The following is a 24,957-nucleotide window of genomic DNA, read 5'->3' on the forward strand; positions in this document are numbered from 1 at the left end:
TTCAAAAGTCTTTTATATACATTTTGTATTTTAATAATACCTTTGAATCTTAGATAAATAAAATTATTCCTTGTCTAAATCAATTTTGAAATCAAATAGCTGGTTTGGTTGTAATTTTAATCCTTTTGATAATTCAAGAATAGTATTTAAGGTGATATTGATTTCACCCTTTTCAATCTTGCTAATGTTACTATGATCAATATCGCATCTTTGAGCTAATTGTCTGTAGCTTAGATTTTGTTCAATTCTATGCTTTTCTATAATCTTTCCAAAAAGAATTAAAAATTCATCTTTATCAATCATTACTCATTTTTAATGGCAATTTCATTACATTTTGAAAAAATATTGTAGGTTTATAAAACCACATTCAGTTTTTTTACTTATATTTGTTTAATATTTTTAATAAATTTGCGATTCTTCAAAAAAAAAATTGAAGCATTCGCTTAGAATCTCGTTATCAAAAACTGGTAATTTTTAAACACACGAGATGATAAGTCAGATGCTCACGTCAATACTGGCGTGGGCTCACTTATTCGTGTGTTCGGTATACCAGTACCTTGATAGCGGATTTGTTGAGTTCCATGCCTTTTTTTTATACCTAAAAGTCACTTCTCAACATTCATTCTTAGCACTGCTTTTTTTACAAAGTTTCGCAAATAACTCATTTAACATTTTAATTAGTTTGGAAGGGCACTGCCTGCGCTGTACTATTTTAAGCAACGGCAGTTTCACTTTTCAACTTAGAAACCTTAAAAAAAATGCCTATGATGTAAAACAAAATAGTATGTCAAATGATTACATGAATTCAAACATGATAATCAATGCCTTCGTGGCTAACAAAAAAGTCCCCTGAACCGTCGGCAAACAAGCTAGAGGACTAAAGCAAACAAAACCAATGTTTCATTTAACCAACACAAAAGTATGAATAAAAATGCATTCTTTAGGTATTGGGCATCACAACTATTGCCCAAACTTATTCTCTCACTAGCTGTCTTTTCAACAGCTATACTACAAGCACAAAATACGGTTGTCAAAGGAACTGTTTCCGATAACGTGGGTACGCTTTCGGGTGTTACCGTTGTTATCAAAGGAACCACAACTGGAACGTTAACCGATATTGGTGGTAACTTTCAAATTACTGCTCAACCCAGTGATGTCTTAGTGTTTTCCTATTTAGGATATCAAACACAAGAAGTACCAATTAACAACAGGACTATAATTAAAATTAATCTACAAGAAGACACAACAACACTTAAAGAAGTGATTGTAAATGCAGGTTATTATACTGTAAAAGACAAGGAGCGTACAGGTAGTATTGTAACTGTAAAAGCTGCAGCTATTGAACAACAACCCGTAACCAATGTTTTGGCTACATTGCAAGGACGAATGGCTGGGGTAAATATTACGCAGGCTACGGGTGTTCCAGGAGGTGGATTTAATATACAAATTCGTGGAGTGAATAGTATTCGAACCGAAGGCAATCAGCCGTTGTATTTGGTTGATGGTATGCCATTTTCATCGGAGAGTTTGGGAAATGCTGCTATATCAGGTTCTATTATGGGAGGAGTTTTAAATCCTTTGAATGCTATTAATCCTTCCGATATTGAAAGCGTTGAAGTATTAAAAGATGCTGATGCTACTGCTATTTATGGTTCTAGAGGAGCTAATGGAGTAGTACTGATTACCACTAAGAAAGGAAAAAAAGGCAAGACACAATTTACTATTGACACTTATACTGGGGCTGGTACAATCAGCCGAAGACTGGATTTATTGAATACTCCGCAATATTTAGCCATGCGTGAAGAAGCCTTTGCTAATGATGGCATAAGTAGTTATCCGTTTTGGGCGTATGATATTAATGGTACTTGGGATCCTAACCGTTATACTGATTGGCAAAAAGAATTGATAGGAGTAACAGCTCTAACGAGAAATATTTCGTTAGGTGTTTCAGGAGGAACAGGAAATACTCAGTTTATGGTAAGAGGGACACACTTTAATGAGACCACGGTATTTCCAGGTGATTTTAGTTATGGTAAAAGTGCCGTTCATTTCAATATTGCCCATCAGTCTGATAACCAAAAGTTTCAAATGAATATGTCGGGTAATTATGTTGCGGATAAAAACAACTTGTTTAGTACCGATTTGACTCGATTGGCAACAACTTTAGCCCCCAACGCACCTGCTTTATATGATGCTGATGGGAATTTGAATTGGGAAAACGGCACTTGGGATAATCCTTTGAGTTTGTTGAATGGAAGATATTTAACAACTACTAAAGGTTTAACCGTTGGAAGTACCCTTTCTTATGCTATACTTCACGATTTAGAATTGAAATCATCTTTTGGTTATAGTGATACCCGAGTAGCAGAGTCTAGTACAAGTCCGTCGACTATTTATAATCCCGCTTATGGATTAACCAGTGCTATTTCGTCTACCATGGTTAATCAATCTCAACAGAATTCTTGGAGTATAGAACCCCAAATACATTGGCAAAAGACCTTAGGTAATGGGAAAGTTAGTATGTTGCTTGGGAGTACTTTTCAAGAGCGAAGTGCGACTCAGTTAGCGGTTTATGGTGCAGGATTTTCGAGTAATGCTTTGTTAGACAATTTGTCGGCTGCTTCATTTACTCAAATCATGAACGATTCCGAAATCAATTACCGTTATATGGCATTGTTTGGTCGTTTGAATTATAGCTTACAAGACAAATATTTTTTGAATTTAACTGGACGTAGAGATGGTTCAAGCCGTTTTGGACCTGGTAACCGTTTTGCTACATTTGGAGCTGTAGGTGCTGCTTGGTTGTTTAGTAAAACCAACTTTTTTGAAAACCAACTTCCGTTTATAAGTTTTGGAAAATTACGAGCTAGTTACGGTACTACGGGCAGTGATCAAATAGGGGATTATCAGTTTTTAAATACCTACACACCAAGTGGTATTGGTTATAATGGTGTTATAGGTTTGGTACCTGACCGTTTGTTTAATCCTGATTTTAGTTGGGAAGTAAATAAAAAATTTGAAGTAGCATTAGAAACTGGATTTTTAAATGACGCTATTTTTATAACTGCAGCTTATTTTAAAAATCGTTCTTCGAATCAGTTAGTTGGAATTCCTTTACCCGGTACAACAGGTTTTAATTCCATGCAAGCTAATTTAGATGCCACTGTCGAAAATAGAGGTTTAGAGTTGACTTTTCGAAGTGTAAATTTTTCAAAGAAAGATTTCAATTGGACTACATCTGTCAATTTAACATTACCTAAGAATGAGTTGATAGCTTTTCCCGATTTAGAGGGTTCGGTATATGCGAATCAATATGTTATTGGTCAGCCTCTAGGAATTTATAAGGTCTATGAATTTGCTGGGGTTAACCCAACTACTGGAATTTATGAATTTACAGATTTTAATGGTGATGGATTATTGACTGATTTAGAAGATCGTCAAAAGATTGTAGATACCTCACCCGATTATTTTGGAGGATTGCAAAACAATGTGCGTTATAAAAATTGGGAACTGGATTTTCTATTTCAGTTTGTAAAACAGATTGGGGTTAACAGCAATGCAATTTCTGCTTTACCAGGGTCTTCAAGTAATATGCCTAACTCTGTATTGAATCATTGGCAACAAGTAGGCGATACAGGACCCACACAACTCTACACGGCTGGTTTTAATGGTGCGGCTGTAAATGCTTTTTATTCTTATTATACACGAAGTGATGCGGCTTATAGTGATGCTTCTTATGTACGTTTGAAAAATCTATCCTTTTCGTATACATTGCCAAATTCTATTTTGAAAAATTTTAAATGTAAACTTTACTTTCAAGGACAGAATTTATTGACTTTCACACGATTTAACGGAGCAGACCCTGAAAATCAATCTAGAGGTCAGTTACCTACATTACGTGTATTGACTTTAGGGATGCAATTGACTTTTTAATTTTAAAAAAAACAATTATGAAAATAGTTATTCAAAATAAACTATCCTTTTGGATTTGTTTCCTTTTTATAGGATTTGCTTCGCAAAGTTGTGAAGAATTTGTAGCTGTAGATTTGCCTTCAAATCAATTGACGGGACCTATAGTTTTTGAAGATGAAGCTACTGCTGATGCAGCCTTGATTCACATTTACACCAAGTTGCGAAGTGAGCAGTTAGTTACGGGAACGTCTAATGGATTAAGTTGTTTACTAGGGAATTATGCTGATGAATTGGATTATTATGGAATAGGAGGTTTGCCCGCATTTGAGTTTTATCAGAATAATTTACTTCCTTCTAATTCAACAGTAACGCTCACATGGAATGCTACCTATAATTTGATTTATGCAACTAATTCTATTATTGAAGGAGTTTCTAATTCAACAGGAATTAGTTTGAATTCTAAGGAGCGTTTATTAGGAGAGGCCTATTTTATTAGGGCTTATTTGCATTTTTATTTAGTTAATTTATATGGTGAGATACCTTATGTTATAACAACTGATTATCAAGTAAATAGTAATATAGAAAAATTAGCTGTAATGGATGTTTATGCTGCTTTGACTACTGATTTGCAACAGGCTGTGACTTTGTTACCAGAATCCTATTTTGTACCTGAGCGAATTAGACCTAACAGAAGTGTAGCTTACGCTTTGTTATCGCGAATAAAACTTTACAGTGAGAATTGGTCACAAGCAGTTTTGTATGCAGATGAGGTTTTAAATAATACTTCGCTTTACACAATTGAAACCGATTTGAATTCTGTTTTCTTAAAGAATTGTGCAGGGACTTTGTGGCAGTTATTGCCCCAATTTTCAGGTTCCAACACTTTAGAAGCACAAACATTTATATTTAGTAGTGGTCCGCCACCTTCTTTTGCGTTGACCTCATCATTACTTGCATCGTTTGAAACAGGAGATTTGCGTCGTGCGAATTGGATTGGAACGGTTACCGATGGTGCAAATAGTTGGTATTATGCTAATAAATACAAAGAACAAGGCAATACAGGATCTTCTGTTGAATACTCAATTTTATTTCGAATAGAGGAGCTTTATTTAATTCGTGCCGAAGCTAAAGCGCAATTGGGTGATTTAGTAGGAGCGCAGGATGATTTGAATGTGATACGAAATAGAGCAGGACTACCTAACACAACAGCTGTTAGTCAAGCAACTTTATTGAATGCAATTTTGGAAGAGCGAAATAGAGAATTTTTTACCGAGTTAGGACATCGTTGGTTTGATTTGAAACGTACTGGATTTGCATCTAGTGTTTTGAGTGTTAAACCGGGTTGGGATGCAAAAGATTTACTTTGGCCTTTACCCGCTTCAGAACTACTATTAAATTCTAATTTATTACCACAGAATCCAGGTTATTAATGCAGTTGCTACCTTAGATAATTGAGGGGGGCTGGTATGTAAAAGGTAAAAAGGGGTGGGTTAGGGGAATTTTAAAATAATTATTATGCGGTATTTTATATTATTATTTTTTATGTTGATAACGACCGTATTTTCGCAGCATAAAAAACAATTAACAGAAACGGATTATAGTTTGTGGAGTAAGTTTAATCAAACTTTAATGAGTTTAGATGGTCGTTGGGTAAGTTATGGGTTGGAGTATGAAAAAGCCGATACTCTTTTTTTAAAAAATACTACTTTCAAAAAATCGTTTTGTTTTCCAAAGGCAAATTGGGCTACTTTTTCATCAAAAAGTGATTGGTTTTCCTATTATAAAAAGGATAGTTTGTACTTGTTTGATTTAAAACAGGAACGAAAGCTATTTATAGATAAAATGATTGTTGATTATTTGTATTCGGGTGATGGTTCTTATTTGTTAGTTTTTAAAAAAGAAGAAGCGACTATTAATTTGCGGATATTAAACTTGAAAAACCAAAGTTCGGTTTTCATTCATGATATAGTTTCTTATAAAGTAAGTCCCGATGCCAAACGCATTGCTCTAGTTACTAAAGAAGGCTCATCACAAAGCGTTAAAGTTGTTGCATTGAAATCAACCCTTGCTGAGGTAATAGTTGTAAAGGATTCTTCTTACTTATATAGTTTTCTCACTTGGGATGTTTCAGGAACTCGCTTGGCTTTTTTTAAATTTGAACGAAATCTATCTAATGACTTGAAAAAACCTGTTGCGATTTGTTGGAGTACAGGATTCGATAAAAAGGTTAATAAATTTACTTTAGAAGCTTCGGAGACTTTACTACCTAAAGGTTATGATTTGACCACTATAAATTTGTATTTACCAGAACAAAGTGATGCAGTATTGTTTACTTTACAGCAACCACTGGAAAATTTAGCAGCTGTATCCAATCAGGAGGTTCAAATATGGAAGTCGGGAGATTTGACAATTCCGCCAAAAAGTAATAATGATGCTTATTATCGTTCGTTGAAGTGGTACAAATGGGATATCTTAGCGAATAGGGTATATTCAGTTGAAGATTCTGCACATCCCAATTCTATATTGACTGGTGATACAAAACATGCTTTGGTATACCATCCTGATGAGTTGGCACCCATTTATAAATGTAGTAATGAGTTGGTGGCACTATATGTAAAAAATATAGCTACTGGAGAGAAAGATTTATTATCTGACCGTCAGACCACATTAGAAAATCAGGTTCTTATTTCACCTACGGGAAAATACATTACTTATTTTAAAGACAAAGCTTGGTGGATTTATGATATTTATAAAAAAACACATTTGTGTTTAACATGTAATTTATCTTACCCTGTTCATCAAATTACCTATGATCGTGCTGGGCAGTTTCCTCCAACATATAGGACATCGTGGACAATGGATGGTTCTAAAGTTATTATACATGACCAATATGATGTTTGGTTTATAGCGCCAAATGGTACTTCCAAGAAGCGTTTGACAAATGGTGCAGTTACAAAAACTATTTATCGCGTTTATGAGCCGTATTCACCTGCTTCACCTAATTACTATTCTTTTGGGTTTTTGTCAATAGTTCATGACCTTAAGCGTCCACTTTTATTACAAACTGTAGACGAAGAAACCTTTGCACAAGGTTTTGTCTTATTGTATCCGAACGGTGTTATTAAAACATTGTTTAAACGAGAGAGTAAATTTCATTTAGTATCAACAACAAAGGATTTTACATCTTTTTTGTTTTTAGAGCAAAATTTCATTTTACCACCAAGGTTGTTTGTTGTGAATAGTGATGGAAGTGAACAATTAATACATCAATCGAATACACAACAAGAGACATTTGAATGGGGTAAATCAAGATTAGTAACCTATACCAATTCAAAAGAAAAACCATTGAAAGGAGCTTTGTTTTATCCTGAAAATTATGATGCCGAAAAAAAATATCCTTTGTTGGTAGTCATATATGAGAAAAAATCGAAAGAGGTTTTTGATTATTCATACCCGACGGTTTTAAGTGATTGGGGTTTTACTATTTCTAATTACGTAAGTTCGGGCTATTTTGTATTATTACCAGATATAGCTTATGGGTTAAATTCACCTGGTGATGATGCATTGGATTGTGTTAGTGCTGCTGTTAATTCTGTTGTACAACAATATCCTATAGCTTCTGATGCTATAGCATTGCTAGGTCATTCTTTTGGGGGATATGAAACGGCTTACATTATGGGAAAATCGAAACTTTTTAAAACAGCAATTATAGGTGCTCCTCTTATTGATTTGCTCGATCATTATTTGACAATTGATGGTCATGGAAAATCTAATATGTGGCGTTTTGAGCATGATCAAATGCGAATGCCTATACCTTTTTATAGTAATGAATTTGAAAGGAATTCGCCTTTAAAAAATGTGCAGCATATTTCTTCTCCCATTCTAACATGGACGGGTAGTGGTGATTTACAATTGGATTGGAAAAATGGAATGAAATTGCATAATGCATTATGGCGTTTGGATAAAAAGAGTACTTTACTACTATATCCGGATGAAGGTCATGTATTAGCGGATAAAAAGAATCAAGAAGATTTGTCAAATAAAGTCAAGGATTGGCTGGATTATTATTTGAAAGGTAAAAGTAAAGCGAGCTGGATGGAGTAGGTGTTTTACTTGATGTTAGTTAAGGTAAAGGTGTCGCTTTTGCGACACCTTTATTAATGATTAAGGTATTTTGTAAAGTACCTTAGAACAAGTAAGATCGTTTGGATTTACTTTTCCATACGCTTGTCTTTCTTGTCCTAAGTGGAACATTGTGCACACAGGTCCTATTTCAGTTCTACAAGAAACTGAAACATTACAAGGTGTTGGATAATTAATCCAACCTGTTTCAGGAGCTAAAACTTTGTTGTCTGCTTTTTGCGATGCAAAAGCTCCCACAATTGCCAAAGCAAAAACAGCTATTGGCAAACCGAATTTTAAAAACTTAGTTCTCATAATGTATAAAATTATAGTTGTGATCTACTCTGTTAACAGGTTTTCGATCTTCCCCTGAAACTGGCCAAGTATGTTTTTATTATTTTATTTTGAAGTATTTTGGTTTTAATTTTGTAACAATAAGATGCTTATTGGTTAAACCAATTAGGAGGTTATTATAAATTTTAAATGTTTTTATTTCTTCATTGTTGTAGTGGTAGAAGTAAAAACTGAATTCGTAAGTTCCTTTTTCAATATCATATACATCTATAATACTAGCTTGTTTGGCAATGATTTCGGATTCATACTTTCCAAGTCTGTCAGATTTGATAAATATGTATTTCCCAGATGTTGCAGCGTATATGTTAATTGTATTTGGTTGCTTTGCTAATTTTTTTTCTGTGTTTTCCTTTGTGTAGGCAAATTCAAGATTGGATTGACTCACAGTATCGATTGTTTTAATTGTTTTAGTTTTGTTTAAATGATAATCTGTGATGATGAATTGATTTCTATAGTAATAAGTGTAAATAATTTTATTAAGCTGTTCATTGTAAAGTAGTAAACCATCTGTATCAAATATGCCGTCTATTCTTTTTTCTAATACATTATTTGTTTCAATTATTTTGTAATTTTTGGATGTACTAAGTTGTCCTAATATATGTTCACCCGATTTTGAATGACTTCCTCTTATTATGAAGTCGATAGGCGTAATAGGTTCTAAAAGAGAAAAATTGCTGGATTTGGTAGTTAATATTTTGGCATTCCAATTTGAAGTAACGCCTTTATAAATTATTGGGACTGATCCATCTACTAGATAAAAGTTAGGTGATTTTATTTTTAATTGAATAGAGGAGAACTGAAAATCTTTATTGTCAGAAATAGTTATTTTTACCTCCTTGATACTTTTTAATGTTGTATCAATTTCTAGCAAATGTAAAGGCGCAGTACTATTTCCAAGAATTATTTTTCCTCTGTCAAATCCTGCAATATAGTAGGAATTGTATTTTAGAGGAATTCCTTTTAAATCGTCAACAGGATGATGAGGATATCTTCTTACGAAGCTATTGTTTCTATGCATTTCATTCTCTGATAAAAGATATAATCCCGTAACAGAAAAAGCACTTAAAAGGCTTACACTCATTAATTGAACGAATTGCTTTTTTATTGAAAATTTTAAATCCGTATCGAGAATAATTCCTATTCCACCAATAGCAACGAAAGTAAAATTAAAAATAAGATGTTCGTTCCAATCCATTTCCGAGAGTACACCGCCGCAGGCACATGGAATAAAATCACTATAATTTAAAATTATGATTATGTAGGTGGAAAACATCATCATTAATCCAAAGGCTAGAAATAGTCCAATATATCTAATTCTAGGAACTAATAGTAGAATCGAAATTACTATTTCAATTGTTGGGACTAGGATTCCAATCCATTTTGCATAGGCACTTAACAATGGTGATTGTCCCAATTGGACAATAAATGTTTCGAAATCTAGTATTTTACTAATTGCAGCATACACAAATAAAAAGACATACAAGTAGCTGATGATGATAACTAAGATATTTTTTAATTTGTTCTCCATAATACTTTTTTTTGTTGTGTAAAGTTTTGAAAAACAAATAATTGTAAGTAGTTAAATCGGGATTTAGTTTAGTTGAAAAAGTATGGCTTAATAAATGCTAATCTTCTTCATGTAGACTTCTTTGCAATTCACTAGGCACATAATTGTACTTTTTTTTGAATGCTTTGGAAAAATTATTGTAATCATTGAATCCGCTTATAAAAGCAATTTCTTTCAATGGAATGTTCGTTCTTTTAATGAGATAAGTTGCTCTTTTTAATCGTTCATTTGTATAACATTTATAAATACTAATATTGAAATGCTTTCTAAATTCAGCTTTTAGTCTAAAATCGTTTGTTCCAAACATTTTTGCTAGTTCATTTACAGAAGGTAGAGGTTCTTCAAGATGATTCATTATATAATTATAAACATTTTGAACTATAGTATTACTATCAATTTTTTTTGAGGATGCTAAATTATTATTAGCAATATTATAATTTGTATAATCTTCAATATTTGTAGTGATTCCAGAAATTACAATTTTGTTAGAGTTTAATAAAGATGAAATTGTAAAATAGGAGGGGTAGATTTGATTGTTTTTATCTAATAAGTGTAATTGAAGTGTAATATGAAATATGTTGTTAGTAACAATTTCATTTTCTATTGTTTTCCAATCATTAATAGATTGTTTTGCAATTATTTTTGAAAATTTAAGTTTTGAAAGCTCTTGCTGACTTAACTTTAAAGTGTCTAGTACACTCGATGAAAAGCTCAAAATGTATAATTCTTTATCTAAAATAAAAGTATGTTGTACTAAGTTTTGATATGTAAATTGAGGAATTACATGACCGAGTTTAAGGAAGGTATTTTTTATATTACTTGAAATTTCATTTAGCTTAAGAGCGATTTGATCAATTTCATCTTCTTCATCTAAATTAGCAATTTGAAATTGAAGATTTCCAGAAGCCATTTCAAATAGCATTTGGTATATTTTTCTAATTCGTTCTTGCTTATTTTGCTCTGACATGATTTATTTTTCTGTAACAAAACTATATAAGCTTTTAAAAGGAATCAAATAGTTTAGTATTCAATTCAAGAATTGAATACTAAACTTATTAGAATGTTATTGAATGAATTAAGAGCTTTTTAATTTTAATTTGTTCGAAAATTTCTCTTTTAAAATTTTCATGTCTTCACTTACTTTTCTGTCTAAAACTTTAGCGTAATGTTGAGTTGTTCTTAAGTTTTTGTGACCTAGCATTTTGCTCACACTTTCTATTGGAACTCCATTAGTAAGTGTTACCGTAGTAGCGAATGTATGTCTGGCAATATGAAAAGTTAGCTCTTTATCAATTTCACAAATATCTGCCAGTTCTTTGAGATATGCATTCATTTTTTGATTTGATAAAATAGGTATAAGTCGATTTTCGTTAATACATAGTGGATGATTTTCGTATTTATCAATAATCATTTGTGTAACAGGAAGGATTGGAATTTTTGAAGCTGTTTCTGTCTTTTGTCTGTGAGTTGAAATCCATTTTTCGCCATCTATACCAATTACAACATTAGATTTTGTTAAATTGAAGACATCAATATACGCAAGACCAGTGAAACATGAGAAGATAAACATATCGCGAACTAACTCTAATCGTTTTATTTTAAATTCTTTATTAAGCAAAGATTCAATTTCATCTTCTGATAAATAAGTTCTTTCAATTTCTTTTACTTTACCTTTATAATTTAAGAAAGGGTCTTTTTCAATCCAACCATTTACATAACACTGCTTAACTATTTTGCCAAAGTTTCTAATATATTTTATTGTAGAATTGTTATTGCAGTTTTTTGTGTTTCTCAAGTAGAAATCAAAATCATTGATAAATGCAATATCTACTTGTTTTATTGAAATATCATTAAGGTTATATTGATGTTTTAAAAACTCTTTGGTGTGGCTTAACGCTGTTTCATACTTCTTATAAGTGTTAATAGAGAATTCTTTTCCAACTAGTTCTTTCATTCGTTTGTTATGGTCTTCAAAAATAACCATTAGTTTACGTTGTCTTTCCTCAACTCCTAAGAATTTATTTTTGAAGGTTTGAGCATTAATTTCCTGGTTATTGTTTACCATCCATTTCTCAGTTTCATATGCTTTTGCATTTAAAATATCAAGGTAACTATTAATTAGTCTAGCTTCTTCAGAATTACCTTTTATTTTACCTGCTGCAGTATTCCATTTTGTTTTTTCTACAAACTTTGAGGTACTTAATTCAATACGAGTGCCGTTAATTGTTATTCTTTGATAAATGGGAAGTAAACCATTTTTTGATGCTTTAGAACTTTTCACGTAGAAAAGTATTGACATTTTGTGTTTCATTTTGTGGTGACTTTAATGTTATTCAAAATAATTATTTAATCCTCATTTGTCAAGATGTTCATCTTTTGAACTGCTTGCTATCATTGGTTTTGCGAGAAAATCGGTTACCCTAATTTTACTTTTTTTCGGGTAACCGATTTTACCACCAATGGTTTGAGATTTAATAGATAATTTGAATAGTACCAAAAACAAAAAAGCCTGTAAATCATACGATTTACAGGCTTTTAGTCTGTTTTGAATTTGTTTTAGTGGAGTCGGAGAGAATCGAACTCTCGTCCAAACAAGCAATCAAATAGCTTTCTACACGCTTAGTTTTCTGTTGAATTTTCGATTTAAAGCAAGGCTGAAAACCGCCACTTTAAACTTAGCTTTACAGTTGTCAAGAAGGATTCAAAGCATTACCTTCTCTAGGTTTACTTTTACGGTTCCCCTAAACCAAACGCCATAAACCAAGGCTTTTGAGGAGAATCTAGCTTTCCAACCTTGTTGGAACTAGGCAAATCGTACTATAATTCGGATTAAGCAGCTAAAGCGTAATTATTTTCGCCGTTTATAAGTTCGTACATTTGGATTTACGAGCTAAACATACAACGCTCGACGTGCTTACTAATCAATTCCACTCGCTGTCAAAACCAGTCGACCCCTTTTTTGAGTTTTCAGTCGCAGTTTTCAGTGTGCAGACTTTTATTACGTATCAAAAAGTGGTTCAAAATTACTACCATTTTTTCAATTAAAAAAGAGTTTGTATAAAGTCTTTTAAAATGTTATATTTGTAACATTAACACAACGTTTGGTTACAACAATAAAAATACTATGAAATTCGGAATTATTAAAGAACGAAAAAATCCCCCAGATCGAAGAGTTGTTTTTACACCTGAAGAATTAGTACGCTTACAATCAGAACATTCAGAAGCAATAGTTAAAGTTGAGACTTCTGATATTAGGGTGTTTTCAGACCAACAATATTCAGATTTAGGAATTGAAGTAACTTCAGATTTGTCTGATTGTGATGTTCTTTTTGGAGTAAAAGAAGTGCCAATTGAGGCATTAATTCCTAATAAAAAGTACTTTTTCTTTTCACATACCATAAAAAAACAACCTTACAATCGCAAATTGCTTCAAGCTATATTGGCTAAGAATATTGAGTTGTATGACCATGAAACTATAGTAGATGCTGAAAACAGAAGATTGATTGGTTTTGGTAGATATGCTGGAATCGTAGGAGCTTACAATGGATTTAGAGCTTTTGGCATTAAATACGATTTATTTACATTGCCTAAAGCTGAAACTTTGCATGGTAAAGATGAATTGATTTCTAGATTAAGACGTCAAACACTTCCAAATATTAAAATTGTTCTTACTGGACATGGAAAAGTTGGAATGGGAGCCAAGGAGATTTTGGATGGTTTTAAAATCAAACAAGTTAGCGTTGACGACTTTTTGAATAAAAAATACACAGAACCTGTATATACCCAAATAGACGTTTTAGATTACAACAGACGCAAAGATGGTCAGGTTTTAAATAATACAGATTTTTATAAGAATCCTCAAGAATATATTTCAGATTTTGAGCGTTTTACTAAAGTTGCCGATATGTTTATTGCAGGTCACTTCCACGGAAATGGTTCGCCTGATATTTTAACTCGTGATATGCTTCGTGCCGCTGATAATAAAATTCAAGTAGTGGCCGATATTTCATGTGATGTAGATGGTCCTGTTGCTTGTACCCTAAAAGCATCCACTATTGCAGAGCCTTTCTTTGGCTATTTGCCTAGTGAACATAAAGAAGTGCCTTATACACATCCTGCTTCAATAATGGTAATGTCGGTTGATAATTTACCTTGTGAATTGCCAAAAGACGCTAGTGAAGGTTTTGGCGAAATGTTTATGAAACACGTTATTCCTGCTTTTTTTAATGGTGATAAAGACGGAATTTTACAAAGAGCAAAAATTACCGAAAACGGACAATTAACAGAACGATTTAAGTATTTACAAGATTATGTAGACGAAAAGCAAGACGTTCTTCTAGCCAAATAAATTTAAGCCCGATTTTACATCGGGTTTTTTTATTAGTTAACACGAAAACGTTTTCGTAGAAAAAAAAGATTCAGATGTTTTTAAATTCAAGTTGAATAAATGTATATTTAACCCTATTATTTGATTTTTTCAAACTTTAACCAACAAACTAAACCAACTTAAATTATGCAAGTAAATCAAGTGAAGACGAATTATCCCGCTTTGTATACACTAATTACAGTGTTTTTCTTTTGGGGATTTATCGCAGCTGGAAACAGTATTTTTATTCCTTTTTGTAAAAGTTATTTTTCTTTAGATCAATTTCAATCTCAATTAGTTGATTTTGCTTTTTATACCGCTTATTATATAGGTGCTTTATTATTGTTTGCTTTAGGTGATTTGTCAGGTAATGACATTGTTGGGAAATGGGGATATAAGAAAAGTATTGTTTATGGATTATTATTTTCTGCTTTAGGTGCTGGAGCTATGATTATTGCTGTAGAAGCAAGTATTTATGCAGGAATGTTAGTTGGATTATTCATAGTTGCATTAGGTTTTTCATTACAACAAACTGCAGCCAATCCTTTCGCTATTTTACTAGGTGATCCAAAAACAGGGGCAAGTCGTGTAAATCTTGGAGGAGGAATTAACTCTTTTGGAACTACTATTGGACCTATCATTGTTGGATTGGCATTATTTGGAACTGCTGCATCTGTTTCTGATGAACAAATAAAAGCTCTTGAACTTAATAAAGTTGTTTTATTGTATGTTGGTGTGGGTTTATTATTTGTAGCTGCGGCTGCATTATTTTGGTTTTCTAAAAAAGTACCTAGTGGAATTGCAAATGAACCTATGGAAAAAGCAAATAAAGCATTGAGAACATTAGTTGTAATGACTGTTCTTTTAGCAGTTTGTTTTGTGCCAATTTTTAAAACGTATCAATTAGATACTACAAATTATACTGAAGCTGATTTTTCTGATTTGGAAAAATACAGAATGTTATGGCTTTCAGGGGCTTTATTAGTAGTTATTGCTGGTTTGATGTTTTCTTATACATCTGCAAAAAAGAAATCAGAAGGTTGGGGAGCAATGCAATATCCACAATTAGTTTTAGGTATGTTAGCTATTTTCACCTATGTTGGTGTTGAAGTAGCTATTGGTAGTAATTTGGGTGAATTGTTAAAATTAGATGAATTTGGTGGTTTACAATCTTCTGAAATTGCACCTTATATTTCTATGTATTGGGGAAGTTTAATGATTGGAAGATGGGCAGGAGCTATTAGTGCTTTCAATTTACAAGGTATGAAGAAAACATTAGCTTTACTTTTAATTCCTATTATTGCATTTGGTATCATTTTAGGAGTAAATATTATAACTGGAAAAGATATGAAACCTTTATATTGGTATATCGTTTGTGTTATTATTCAAATTATTGCTTTCTTTTTAAGTAAAGATAAACCTGCAAGAACATTAATGATTTTTGGCACATTTGGTATAACTGCAATGTTAATTGGATTATTTAGTACCGGAACAGTTGCTATTTATGCATTTTTATCAGGTGGTTTGGCTTGTAGTATTATGTGGCCTTCTATTTTTAGTTTATCTATTATTGGTTTAGGTAAATATACTTCACAAGGTTCAGCATTTTTAGTTATGATGATTTTAGGTGGTGGAATTATACCTCCATTACAAGGTAAATTATCTGATATTATAGGTATTCATCAATCGTATATTGTAGCGGTTGTTTGTTTTGCTTATTTAACTTTATTTGCAATCTTAGTTAAAGGAATTTTAAAGAAACAAAATATTGATGTTGATGCTATTGAAGTTGATGGAAGTCATTAATAGAACAACTATAATTAAAATAACTCCGACAGTGTTCAATACGTTGTCGGAGTTATTTTTTTAAATTCTAAATCATTTATTCCATTCAATCTTTCTTGAAAAATACATTACGGCAGCTAATATTAAGAATAATCCAATGCTTCCTACTAATAACGCATAATCTTCTAATTGAATGATTACGTAAATAAAAGTATACAATACACTCAATGAAACTCCTATAAACATTGGAAATTTTTTGTCTTTCAATATCGATATGGAATAAAGGGAAATCATCGCAATTACAGATGCTCCTGCTACTAAATAAGCAAATGAAAACGAACTGTGTTCGGTTATGGAAATCAATAATGTGTAGAACATAATTAATGCAATTCCAATCATCGAATATTGAAAAATATGAATGTTAATTTTACTTATCGATTGAATCAAAAAGAAAATTAAAAACGTTAATCCAATAACTAAAAAGCCATATTTAGAAGCGCGTTCACTTTGTTGGTATTCGTCAACTGGTGTAATAAAATCAACTGCAAAAGCATATTTACTTAATTGTGGTAATACTTCAAAGTAGTTTTGAGCAAATGGTCGGTTAAAATGCAGTATTTTCCAATTTGCTTCAAATCCGTTATCGGTAATTTCTCTTGAAATAGGTGAGAAGTTTCCATTAAAATTAGGCGAATTCCAATTTGATGTCATTTTAGCATCCGTAGTTTTTCCAATTGGAACCATTTTTACTTGCTTGCTTCCGTTGAACGAAATGGTAAAGTTGAATTTTGCATCATTATGTATACTTTGGTAATCAAAATAATGAGTTTCTAAACTCTCAATGCTATCATTTGCACTATTCGCAACCGATTCAAAAGCTAAATTCTGATTTCCAATTTTCATTTTTACTTCGTCTTTCAAACTTTTTAAATTGGTTGTACGAATTAATATTTTAGCACGATTCCAATATATGTTTTCAGCAGGAATACCTTTTGAAGCAAAATTTGGATTGGTATAATTACCATCAAATTGCATTTTTGTGGTAAAGACATTCGATTTGTAAATGCTTCGTTCCAAAGGTTTTACCATGGTAACTTCAGTTTTATTATTCAAAGTTTCTGGAAAGAAATACGCGTAATTGTTGGCTCCCGACATAGGATCTTTATACGGCACTTTTAAAATGGGGCCATAAAAATAAACCGAATTTCCCCATTTGGACGTAGTTTCGGTAATGACTTCTTTTTGGCGTTGGCTTCTTTCCACAATTAAATCTTGTACTAAAGCGAGTGGAATGATTAAAACTAGAGTTAGAATTCCAACCATGATCATTTTAGCGGTTGTGGTTTGAAAAAACGGTACTTTTGGTTCTTGTTGAAAATGTGTTTCCATAATTTTTAGATTAAAAAGGTGATTTTGATAGTACTGAATAGATGATAATAGAATAATAAGTAAGCGCAATTGGAATATTTGCAAATACAATTACCGCTTGTGTTGTAATACTCTTTTTATTTGAATACACTGAGAAAAATTGGATAACCAGATTAATTATTACAATTGTGTTGAATATAAATGCAACTAGTACATAAAATAATCCAATAAATAGTAGACTATTCCAATTGGGAAAAATGAAATAGCTTAAAAATAACAATGTGCCAATTAAAAATGATAATAAAGCAATTTGAATTGAATAGGGTAGTTTAATTGTTTCTTTTTCCATAAAACATTAATTTTTCTTTGCCTGCTACTAATATGTTTTTAATAATTTCTTTTCCAATAAAGAATAAAATTCCAATGGTCATACTGATGTTAATGAGTTTGTTCATGTTATTTGATATTAAAAGTTTCTTGAATGTGATTTAGTGGAATTGAAAGCATATTATAAAAATTCAAGCCATAGAATTCATGTGCTTGTTTTCCTCTTTGATATTGGTGTTTGAAATACAAAAATCGAGTAGGATAGAAGAGTGTTCCTGTTATAACCACCATTAGTAAATACAAACTTCGTTTACCATTACCATACAAATAATATTGCATGCCTATTTCGTCAATAACTGAAATTCCGGTGTTGGTTAACACGTGAATGACATCATGATCTTCTAATTGGGGTTGGATTTCAAAATTGTATTTCAGTAAAAAGCATCCCAAATGAAATCCTAAGCTATCGTTAGGAAATTGTATCAAATGGTTGATTTCAACATCCCAAGCTTTACCTTTCTTAAATAATTTTTGATAAGGTTTCTTACTCATTTCGTACATTTTTTCTATAAATAAATCTCTCATTTCTAATTTTAAAAGTACTTTGAATTTCAAAGTAAATAGATAAAAAAATAGGTTTAACTTTTCTTGATTAATTTTTCAAGTGCTTCAATATGGGCCGTAAAAGCATCACGACCTTCTTTTGTAGCGCTGTATTTTGTATTGGGTTTTTTACCAATAAATTGTTTTTCAATTTGAATGTAATTTTCAGCTTCCAAAGCTTTAGTATGCGAAGCTAAGTTACCATCAGTTACACCTAATAACTCTTTCAACATATTAAAATCAGCACTTTCATTCACCATCAATATCGACATAATACCCAAACGAATTCGGTGATCAAAGGCTTTGTTGATATTTTGGATAATGTTGAGCATTAGTTTGTTTAAAAATTAAGGTTTATGGATTATAAAGATTTTTAATTGAAAATTAATTTAACATCTTTTCTCTATTTTCTGTTTTCTGAATTCTAAATTGAATTTACTTTCTCTCGTATTTAAAATACATTAAACTTCCGTATAAAATATGGCAACCTCCAAAACCTAATGCCCAGAATAATAGACCATAACCTAAGAACCATGTCGATAATAAACCTAAAGCAATCATGGTTATTCCTAAATAGCGAACATCACCAATAGTATATTTGCTGGCATTTACACATGCTAGGCCATAAAATATTAAGGTTAGGGGAGCAATAAGACCTAAAATGTTTTTTTCAATCAAAAAGATAATGAAAAACCCACCAGTTGCTAATGGTATCATGAAATTGATTGCTAATCTTCTTGAAGCCGTATTCCAAACCTTCTCATTACTTTTTCTTGCTTTTCGTATGCTTAATCCGATTCCCGTTAAAATGGATAAAATTAAAACAGTAGCAGCAATTACCAATAATCGAATTACCGCTTCTTCCGAGATGATTAAATCACGATAAGCGCCCATGGTAGAAGTATCAAAGTATATGGTTTTGTACGCCATATAGGCACCAATCAAAGCATAAACGCCAGCTAAAATTCCCGACAATCCACTCAAAGAAATAAAACGTGATGATTTGTTCATCAAATTTTTTATCTCGCTAATGTCATTTAGATATTTCTCGTTTTCCATTTTAAAGTACTTTGAAATACAAAGTAAAAGATAAATAATTTCTTGACCAAACATTTTTTGAGTTATTTTTGAAAAAAAAATCAAATGAAAATAGTAGGTTATTTTTTAAAAGGTCTAAGCTTGTTCTTTTTTGTTGTTATTATATTGAGTGTATCCTCCACATTACTTCAAATTGGCGAATACAAAAAGGAGGGAACCTCATTTATAATGGGTTATTTGTTTGGAATAGTATTTGTCGTTGCAATTTTAGGTTGGATGACCTATAAATTGTTTCAATATAGTAACCGATTGATTAGAGAAAACAAGTAGTCGTATGAAACCTACAGAAGCTTATATTCTTCGCCAACCAGAAAAGTTCCAAGCCATGATGTTGCATGTAATTTCGGTTGTTGAATATGAATTAGACGCATGTGAACTCCTTTATAAATGGGGGATTCCTTATTTCTATTACAAGAAAAAACCGTTTTGTTATTTAGCTCCTAATCACAAAAAAGGGTTTTTGGATGTTGGTTTTGCTAAAGGTTTTCAATTGAAAAGCAATCAGCATGTTTTAGTTGATGAAAAAAGGAATACGGTGAAATCGTTGCGTTATTTTGCTATTGAAGAAATTGATAATAAGATACTTATCGATGTGATTTCTGAAGCCAAGTTATTGTATAACTAACTTAATATTAGCTTAATTTAGGTTTATTTACATACCATCCAACTCATTTTCTCGTTACATTTGGTATAAATTTAAATGAAATGAGAAATTTACTTTTTTTAATTGCTTTTTCCCTTACTCAAATTTCGTTTGCTCAAGATTGGAATTACAATTTTGAGGAAGCTAAAAAGTTAGCCTCAGAACAAGATAAAAATATTATCATTGTTTTTTCAGGTTCTGATTGGTGTGCGCCATGCATTAAGTTAGATAAAAATATTTGGCAGTCAGATGCTTTTAAAAAAGAAGCAGGAGATAACTGGATTATAGTTAAGGCAGATTTTCCTCGAAAAAAAGCAAACACCTTATCAAAAGAACAAACAGAACACAATAGAAAACTGGCTGAAAAATTTAATTTAGAAGGTAGTTTTCCATTAGTTGTTGTATTAGATAAAACAGGTAAAGTTTTAGGTAAAATGGGTTTCAAAAACGTTTCTCCTGAAGAGTATATTAAAATGATTCATGCATTAGAGAAAAAATGAGACAATTACTAATTTCAATATTCGTATTAAGCTGTTCTGTTTCTTTAGGCCAACAAGTTTTTAAGAAAAAACAAAGTTTGTTGGGTAGTCCTTTTGAAATTACAGTTGTAGCTTCTGATTCCATTCTAGGCAATCAGTACACAGATATGGCTATTGCAGAAGTAAAACGTATTGAAAACTTAATTTCAGATTGGATTCCTACTTCTCAAATTTCTAAAGTAAATCAAAATGCAGGTATTGGGCCTGTTCAAGTAGATAAAGAAGTTTATGATTTAGTGGAGCGAGCAATTACGATTTCTAAATTAACTTCAGGAGCTTTTGATATATCGTATGCTTCTATGGATAGAATTTGGAAATTTGATGGAAGCATGAAAGAAATGCCAACACCAGAAGCAATTAAAAAATCGGTTGAGAAGGTAGGATATCAAAACATTATTTTAAATCCTCAAAACACTTCCATTTTTCTTAAGAACAAGGGAATGAAGTTGGGCTTAGGCGGAATAGGACAAGGTTATATCGCAGATAAGATTAAAGCATTACTTCAAATAAAAGGATGTAAATCAGGCTTAGTTAATGTTTCAGGAGATATAAATACTTGGGGAACACAACCAGATGGCAAATCTTGGACAGTAGGTATTGTAAATCCAATGAATAAAAATAAAGTATTTGCTACTTTTCCTTTAGAAGATAGTGCGGTAGAAACTTCAGGAAGTTATGAAAAATATGTAACCTTCAATGGTAAGCGTTATTCACATATTATCGATCCGAGAACAGGATATCCAGCAAGTGGTATTATTAGCGTATCTGTTTTTGCTAAACAAACGGAATTAGCAGATGCATTAGCCACTGGTATTTTTGTTTTGGGAATTGATGTGGGATTGGATTTAATCAACCAATTAAATGGAATAGGTTGCATCATAGTAGACGACAAAGGAAATATTCATGTTTCTAAAAATATAGACATTAAAAAATATCAATAATGAGAAAAGTAATTTTAGCAGGGTTAGTAATTTTAGGAATGGCATCTTGCAACTCGGTAAAAGAATATGACAAACAATATATCAACGATCCCGATATGAAACTATCTGCAAGAAGCTCGGAACGCTACGAAACTACTTTTCAAGTGTATCGTGAAGCAGCTTCTGGTGCTAATGGAGGAAAAACCGGTGGTGGTTGTGGATGTAATTAGGTGATAGGTGATGGGTGATAGGTGATGGGTGATAGGTGATGGGTGATGGGTGATGGGTGATAGGTGATAGGTGATGGGTGATGGGTGATGGGTTTACCAAATTAAATTTTGAATACAATTTTATGAAAAATATAAGTCTAATAGTTTTTGTTTTAATAACTACATTGGGTTTTTCGCAACAGAAAGATTCAACCGAAGTTGTCTATAAAAAACGTGTTTTAGAATCAACTGAAGTTGACTTTTTATTGAGTTATTACAAACAAGATGGTTTGCATTCTGCTGTTTCGGGTGGTATTGGTTCTGAAAAGTTAACAGATTTGGCTTCAAACATTGTAGTGGCTATGCCATTAAATGATGATGCTGTATTAACAATTGATGCTGGAATATCAGCATATACTTCGGCATCTTCTAGTAATATCAATCCATTTAATGCTTCTGGTGCTTCTGGTGGCAGAGGAGACGATGATGATGACAGAGTAATTGGTGGTCCTACAGGTACACCATGGCAAGCTTCTTCAGGTGCTTCTGCTTCAGATGTTTATGCTTCGGTGGTAGCTAATTATAGTCATTCAAGTGATGATCGAAATTTAGTTTGGAATGTTGATGTAGCTTTTTCTAATGAATATGATTATACTTCAATAGGTTTTGGAGGTGGAATTGCTAAACTTTTTAATGATAAAAATTCAGAAGTTTCTTTCAAAGTCAATGCTTATTTAGATCAATGGCGCCCTATTTACCCAACAGAGTTACATGAATATGCAAAATACGGTTCTAACTTTTTAAATAGCGGATTTTTTACAGGTGTAACCGTTTATGACCAAAATGGAAATGCATCAACTTCTTATTTACCTTCCGATTTTACAAACTGGAATGGTACCAATAGAAATTCTTATGCGGCGTCTTTTGGTTTTTCTCAAGTAGCTACTAAAAAAATGCAATTTTCTGTGTTTTTAGATATTCTTTCGCAAACAGGAATGTTGTCAACGCCTTATCAAAGAGTCTATTTTGCTGATAAAGCCAATTATTATATTGGTCAATCTGCTTATATACCGTATTATTTGAATTCGTCTATTAATTCGGGTGTATATCAATTGGCAGATGATATTGAAAGATTGCCAGGAACGCGTTTTAAAATTCCTTTTGGTACTCGTTTGAATTATTATTTAAATGAAAGAGTGACTTTCCGAACGTATTATAGATATTATTGGGATGATTGGGGAGTAACTTCTCATACCGCTAGCTTAGAAATTCCGGTTAAATTGTCAGATAAATTTACTGTTTTCCCTTCGTATCGATATTATACACAAGGTAAGGCTAAATATTTTGCCCCTTTTGAAACGCACGTTTCAACAGAGCAATATTATACATCAGATTATGATTTGTCTACTTTTAATGCTAATCAGTATGGTTTTGGAATTAGTTACACCGATATTTTTACGAGTGCTAAAATTTGGAACTTCGGGTTAAAAAATATCGATTTCAGATTCAGTCACTATGACCGTAATGATGGGTTAAATGCGAATATCATTACCTTTGGAATCAAATTTGTGGAACAATAATTTAAGATTCATGCACATACTTATTATTGAAGATGAAAAAGGAATTGTAGACTTTCTTCAACAAGGTTTAGAGGAAGAAGGATATATCATTTCTACTGCTGCTAATGGTGAAGAAGGGTTAAAAAAAGCAATTGAGTTATCAGTTGATTTAGTACTTTTGGATTGGATGTTACCAAAAATGCAAGGGATAGATGTTTGTAAAAATATTCGTTTAGAAAAAATTAATTTGCCTATCATTTTTTTAACGGCAAAAGACACCGTTCAAGAAACAATTGAAGGCTTGAAGGCAGGTGCTAATGATTACATTAAGAAACCTTTTTCGTTTGAAGAATTATTAGAGCGTATTAAAATTCATTTTAGAACTAAAGATGAAATTAAAATATTAACGCTGGGAAATATTACGATTGATAAGTCAAAATTTCAAGTGTTTGTTGACAATAAAGAAGTATCTTTGACACAAAGAGAATTTGAACTACTCGAATATTTAATTAAAAATAAAGGTCAGGTTTGTACCCGAACTAATATTATTGAAGACGTTTGGGATATTCACTTTGAATATGATACCGGAGTTATTGATGTTTTTATGAATGCAATTCGAAAAAAACTCAACCTTTCTAAAGATCAAGAATTAATTAAAACCATAAGAGGAGTAGGGTACATCGCAAACGAAATTTAGCATGCCGAATACAGAAAAAGCCATCAAAGCGACTTATTTTAGTATCATAGGAAATACTTTATTAGCACTTATTAAAGGTATTACAGGATATTTAGGTAATTCCTATGCTTTGATTGCAGACGCTATTGAATCTACAGCTGATATTTTTGCTTCGTTTTTAGTCCTTTTTGGAATCAAATATTCAAATAAACCAGCTGATGAAAATCATCCTTATGGTCACGGTAGAGCCGAACCACTTGTTACGTTTTTAGTAGTAGGTTTTTTAATTTCTTCTGCCATAATAATTGCGCACGAAAGTATTCAAAACATTCAAACACCACATGATTTACCTAAGCCTTTTACATTATTTGTATTAGGTGCAATTATTTTATGGAAAGAGATTTCATTCCAAATCGTAATGAGAAAAAGTATTGAAACCAATAGCAGTTCTTTAAAAGCCGATGCTTGGCATCATAGAAGTGATGCTATTACGTCTGTAGCAGCTTTCATTGGAATTTCTATTGCTTTGTATTTTGGAAAAGGGTATGAAGCAGCAGATGATTGGGCTGCTTTGTTAGCCTCAGTTTTTATATTATACAATTGTTATAAGATTTTCAGACCTGCATTAGGTGAAATAATGGACGAACATTTGTATCATGATTTGGAAGAAGAAATTAAAAAGATTTCAAATACCGTTGCTGGTGTAATTTGCATCGAAAAATGTTTTATTAGAAAAGCAGGCATGAAATACCATGTAGATTTACATGTAATGGTTGATGGTGATAAATCGGTTAAAGAAGGCCATGATATTGCTCATTTACTTAAAGATACTTTAAGAAAAGAGTTAATTGAATTAGGTCATGTTTTAATTCATATAGAGCCTAATTATGAATCTATTTCGCGTTAAGT

23 protein-coding genes and 1 other RNA gene are annotated in these 24,957 nt (G+C 31.9%); 13 read left to right on the forward strand and 11 right to left on the reverse strand.

Annotated elements, in window-relative coordinates:
* Positions 1-63: 63 nt before the first annotated feature.
* Positions 64-303, reverse strand: a complete 240-nt coding sequence (locus LOS86_RS06905; protein WP_231843884.1) for a helix-turn-helix domain-containing protein — start codon at positions 301-303, stop codon at positions 64-66.
* A gap of 618 nt (positions 304-921) precedes the next feature.
* Here LOS86_RS06905 and LOS86_RS06910 point away from each other — a divergent pair.
* The 3 genes from LOS86_RS06910 (at position 922) to LOS86_RS06920 (ending at position 8,016) form a co-directional block, all read left to right on the forward strand.
* Complete coding sequence (locus LOS86_RS06910) at positions 922-3,933, forward strand: SusC/RagA family TonB-linked outer membrane protein (protein ID WP_231843885.1); 3,012 nt, start codon at positions 922-924, stop codon at positions 3,931-3,933.
* 17 nt (positions 3,934-3,950) lie between these two features.
* On the forward strand, positions 3,951-5,342 hold the full coding sequence (locus LOS86_RS06915) for a RagB/SusD family nutrient uptake outer membrane protein (RefSeq protein WP_231843886.1): 1,392 nt from the start codon (positions 3,951-3,953) through the stop codon (positions 5,340-5,342).
* A gap of 85 nt (positions 5,343-5,427) precedes the next feature.
* A complete protein-coding gene (locus LOS86_RS06920) occupies positions 5,428-8,016 on the forward strand; it encodes a S9 family peptidase (RefSeq protein ID WP_231843887.1) in 2,589 nt (862 codons plus the stop codon).
* A gap of 60 nt (positions 8,017-8,076) precedes the next feature.
* Here LOS86_RS06920 and LOS86_RS06925 read toward each other — a convergent pair whose 3' ends face one another.
* The 5 genes from LOS86_RS06925 to ssrA all read right to left on the reverse strand — a co-directional run bounded on the left by LOS86_RS06925 (position 8,077) and on the right by ssrA (position 12,910).
* On the reverse strand, positions 8,077-8,349 hold the full coding sequence (locus tag LOS86_RS06925; RefSeq protein WP_231843888.1) for a DUF6520 family protein: 273 nt from the start codon (positions 8,347-8,349) through the stop codon (positions 8,077-8,079).
* Positions 8,350-8,428: 79 nt separating this feature from the next.
* Complete coding sequence (locus LOS86_RS06930) at positions 8,429-9,916, reverse strand: MauE/DoxX family redox-associated membrane protein (RefSeq protein WP_231843889.1); 1,488 nt, start codon at positions 9,914-9,916, stop codon at positions 8,429-8,431.
* Between the two features lie 97 nt (positions 9,917-10,013).
* Positions 10,014-10,922 (reverse strand): helix-turn-helix domain-containing protein, encoded by a 909-nt coding sequence (locus LOS86_RS06935; RefSeq protein WP_231843890.1) that lies wholly within the window; start codon positions 10,920-10,922, stop codon positions 10,014-10,016.
* Positions 10,923-11,030: 108 nt separating this feature from the next.
* Positions 11,031-12,266: a site-specific integrase gene (locus tag LOS86_RS06940; RefSeq protein WP_231843891.1), complete on the reverse strand. Its 1,236-nt coding sequence runs from the start codon at positions 12,264-12,266 to the stop codon at positions 11,031-11,033.
* A gap of 246 nt (positions 12,267-12,512) precedes the next feature.
* Positions 12,513-12,910, reverse strand: a transfer-messenger RNA (tmRNA) gene (gene ssrA, locus LOS86_RS06945).
* Between the two features lie 169 nt (positions 12,911-13,079).
* Here ssrA and LOS86_RS06950 point away from each other — a divergent pair.
* Positions 13,080-14,303, forward strand: coding sequence for an NAD(P)-dependent oxidoreductase (locus LOS86_RS06950; RefSeq protein ID WP_231843892.1), 1,224 nt, complete (start codon positions 13,080-13,082; stop codon positions 14,301-14,303).
* 165 nt (positions 14,304-14,468) lie between these two features.
* A complete protein-coding gene (locus LOS86_RS06955; RefSeq protein ID WP_231843893.1) occupies positions 14,469-16,127 on the forward strand; it encodes an MFS transporter in 1,659 nt (552 codons plus the stop codon).
* A 72-nt stretch (positions 16,128-16,199) separates the two neighbouring features.
* Here the strand turns inward: LOS86_RS06955 and creD are convergent, their stop codons facing one another.
* From creD to LOS86_RS06975, 5 genes are all read right to left on the reverse strand, one after another.
* Entirely contained in the window at positions 16,200-17,495 is a 1,296-nt protein-coding gene (gene creD / locus LOS86_RS06960; RefSeq protein WP_231843894.1) for a cell envelope integrity protein CreD, read from the reverse strand.
* Between the two features lie 308 nt (positions 17,496-17,803).
* The gene (locus LOS86_RS13660) at positions 17,804-17,929 is read right to left on the reverse strand and encodes a hypothetical protein (RefSeq protein ID WP_255674424.1); all 126 of its coding nucleotides are present in this window, start codon (positions 17,927-17,929) and stop codon (positions 17,804-17,806) included.
* A 1-nt stretch (position 17,930) separates the two neighbouring features.
* A complete protein-coding gene (locus LOS86_RS06965; RefSeq protein WP_231843895.1) occupies positions 17,931-18,386 on the reverse strand; it encodes a hypothetical protein in 456 nt (151 codons plus the stop codon).
* Positions 18,387-18,439: 53 nt separating this feature from the next.
* A complete protein-coding gene (locus tag LOS86_RS06970; protein ID WP_026726800.1) occupies positions 18,440-18,736 on the reverse strand; it encodes a winged helix-turn-helix domain-containing protein in 297 nt (98 codons plus the stop codon).
* 103 nt (positions 18,737-18,839) lie between these two features.
* Positions 18,840-19,463, reverse strand: coding sequence for a hypothetical protein (locus LOS86_RS06975; RefSeq protein WP_231841362.1), 624 nt, complete (start codon positions 19,461-19,463; stop codon positions 18,840-18,842).
* Positions 19,464-19,547: 84 nt separating this feature from the next.
* Between LOS86_RS06975 and LOS86_RS06980 the strand changes: the two genes are divergently transcribed.
* From LOS86_RS06980 to LOS86_RS07015, 8 genes are all read left to right on the forward strand, one after another.
* Complete coding sequence (locus tag LOS86_RS06980) at positions 19,548-19,772, forward strand: hypothetical protein (RefSeq protein WP_231841363.1); 225 nt, start codon at positions 19,548-19,550, stop codon at positions 19,770-19,772.
* A 4-nt stretch (positions 19,773-19,776) separates the two neighbouring features.
* Positions 19,777-20,127, forward strand: a complete 351-nt coding sequence (locus tag LOS86_RS06985) for a DUF1801 domain-containing protein (RefSeq protein WP_231841364.1) — start codon at positions 19,777-19,779, stop codon at positions 20,125-20,127.
* Between the two features lie 80 nt (positions 20,128-20,207).
* Positions 20,208-20,645 (forward strand): thioredoxin family protein, encoded by a 438-nt coding sequence (locus LOS86_RS06990; RefSeq protein WP_231841365.1) that lies wholly within the window; start codon positions 20,208-20,210, stop codon positions 20,643-20,645.
* On the forward strand, positions 20,642-21,625 hold the full coding sequence (locus LOS86_RS06995) for an FAD:protein FMN transferase (RefSeq protein WP_231841366.1): 984 nt from the start codon (positions 20,642-20,644) through the stop codon (positions 21,623-21,625). The genes LOS86_RS06990 and LOS86_RS06995 overlap by 4 nt, the downstream gene beginning before the upstream one ends.
* Positions 21,625-21,834, forward strand: coding sequence for a DUF4266 domain-containing protein (locus LOS86_RS07000; protein ID WP_231841367.1), 210 nt, complete (start codon positions 21,625-21,627; stop codon positions 21,832-21,834). The genes LOS86_RS06995 and LOS86_RS07000 overlap by 1 nt, the downstream gene beginning before the upstream one ends.
* A gap of 122 nt (positions 21,835-21,956) precedes the next feature.
* Positions 21,957-23,393 (forward strand): DUF3570 domain-containing protein, encoded by a 1,437-nt coding sequence (locus tag LOS86_RS07005; protein WP_231841369.1) that lies wholly within the window; start codon positions 21,957-21,959, stop codon positions 23,391-23,393.
* 10 nt (positions 23,394-23,403) lie between these two features.
* Positions 23,404-24,069 (forward strand): response regulator transcription factor, encoded by a 666-nt coding sequence (locus LOS86_RS07010; protein WP_231841371.1) that lies wholly within the window; start codon positions 23,404-23,406, stop codon positions 24,067-24,069.
* A 1-nt stretch (position 24,070) separates the two neighbouring features.
* Entirely contained in the window at positions 24,071-24,955 is an 885-nt protein-coding gene (locus LOS86_RS07015; protein WP_231841372.1) for a cation diffusion facilitator family transporter, read from the forward strand.
* Positions 24,956-24,957 lie beyond the last annotated feature (2 nt).

This window comes from Flavobacterium cyclinae (genome assembly GCF_021172145.1).
Taxonomy (GTDB): Bacteria; Bacteroidota; Bacteroidia; order Flavobacteriales; family Flavobacteriaceae; genus Flavobacterium; species Flavobacterium cyclinae.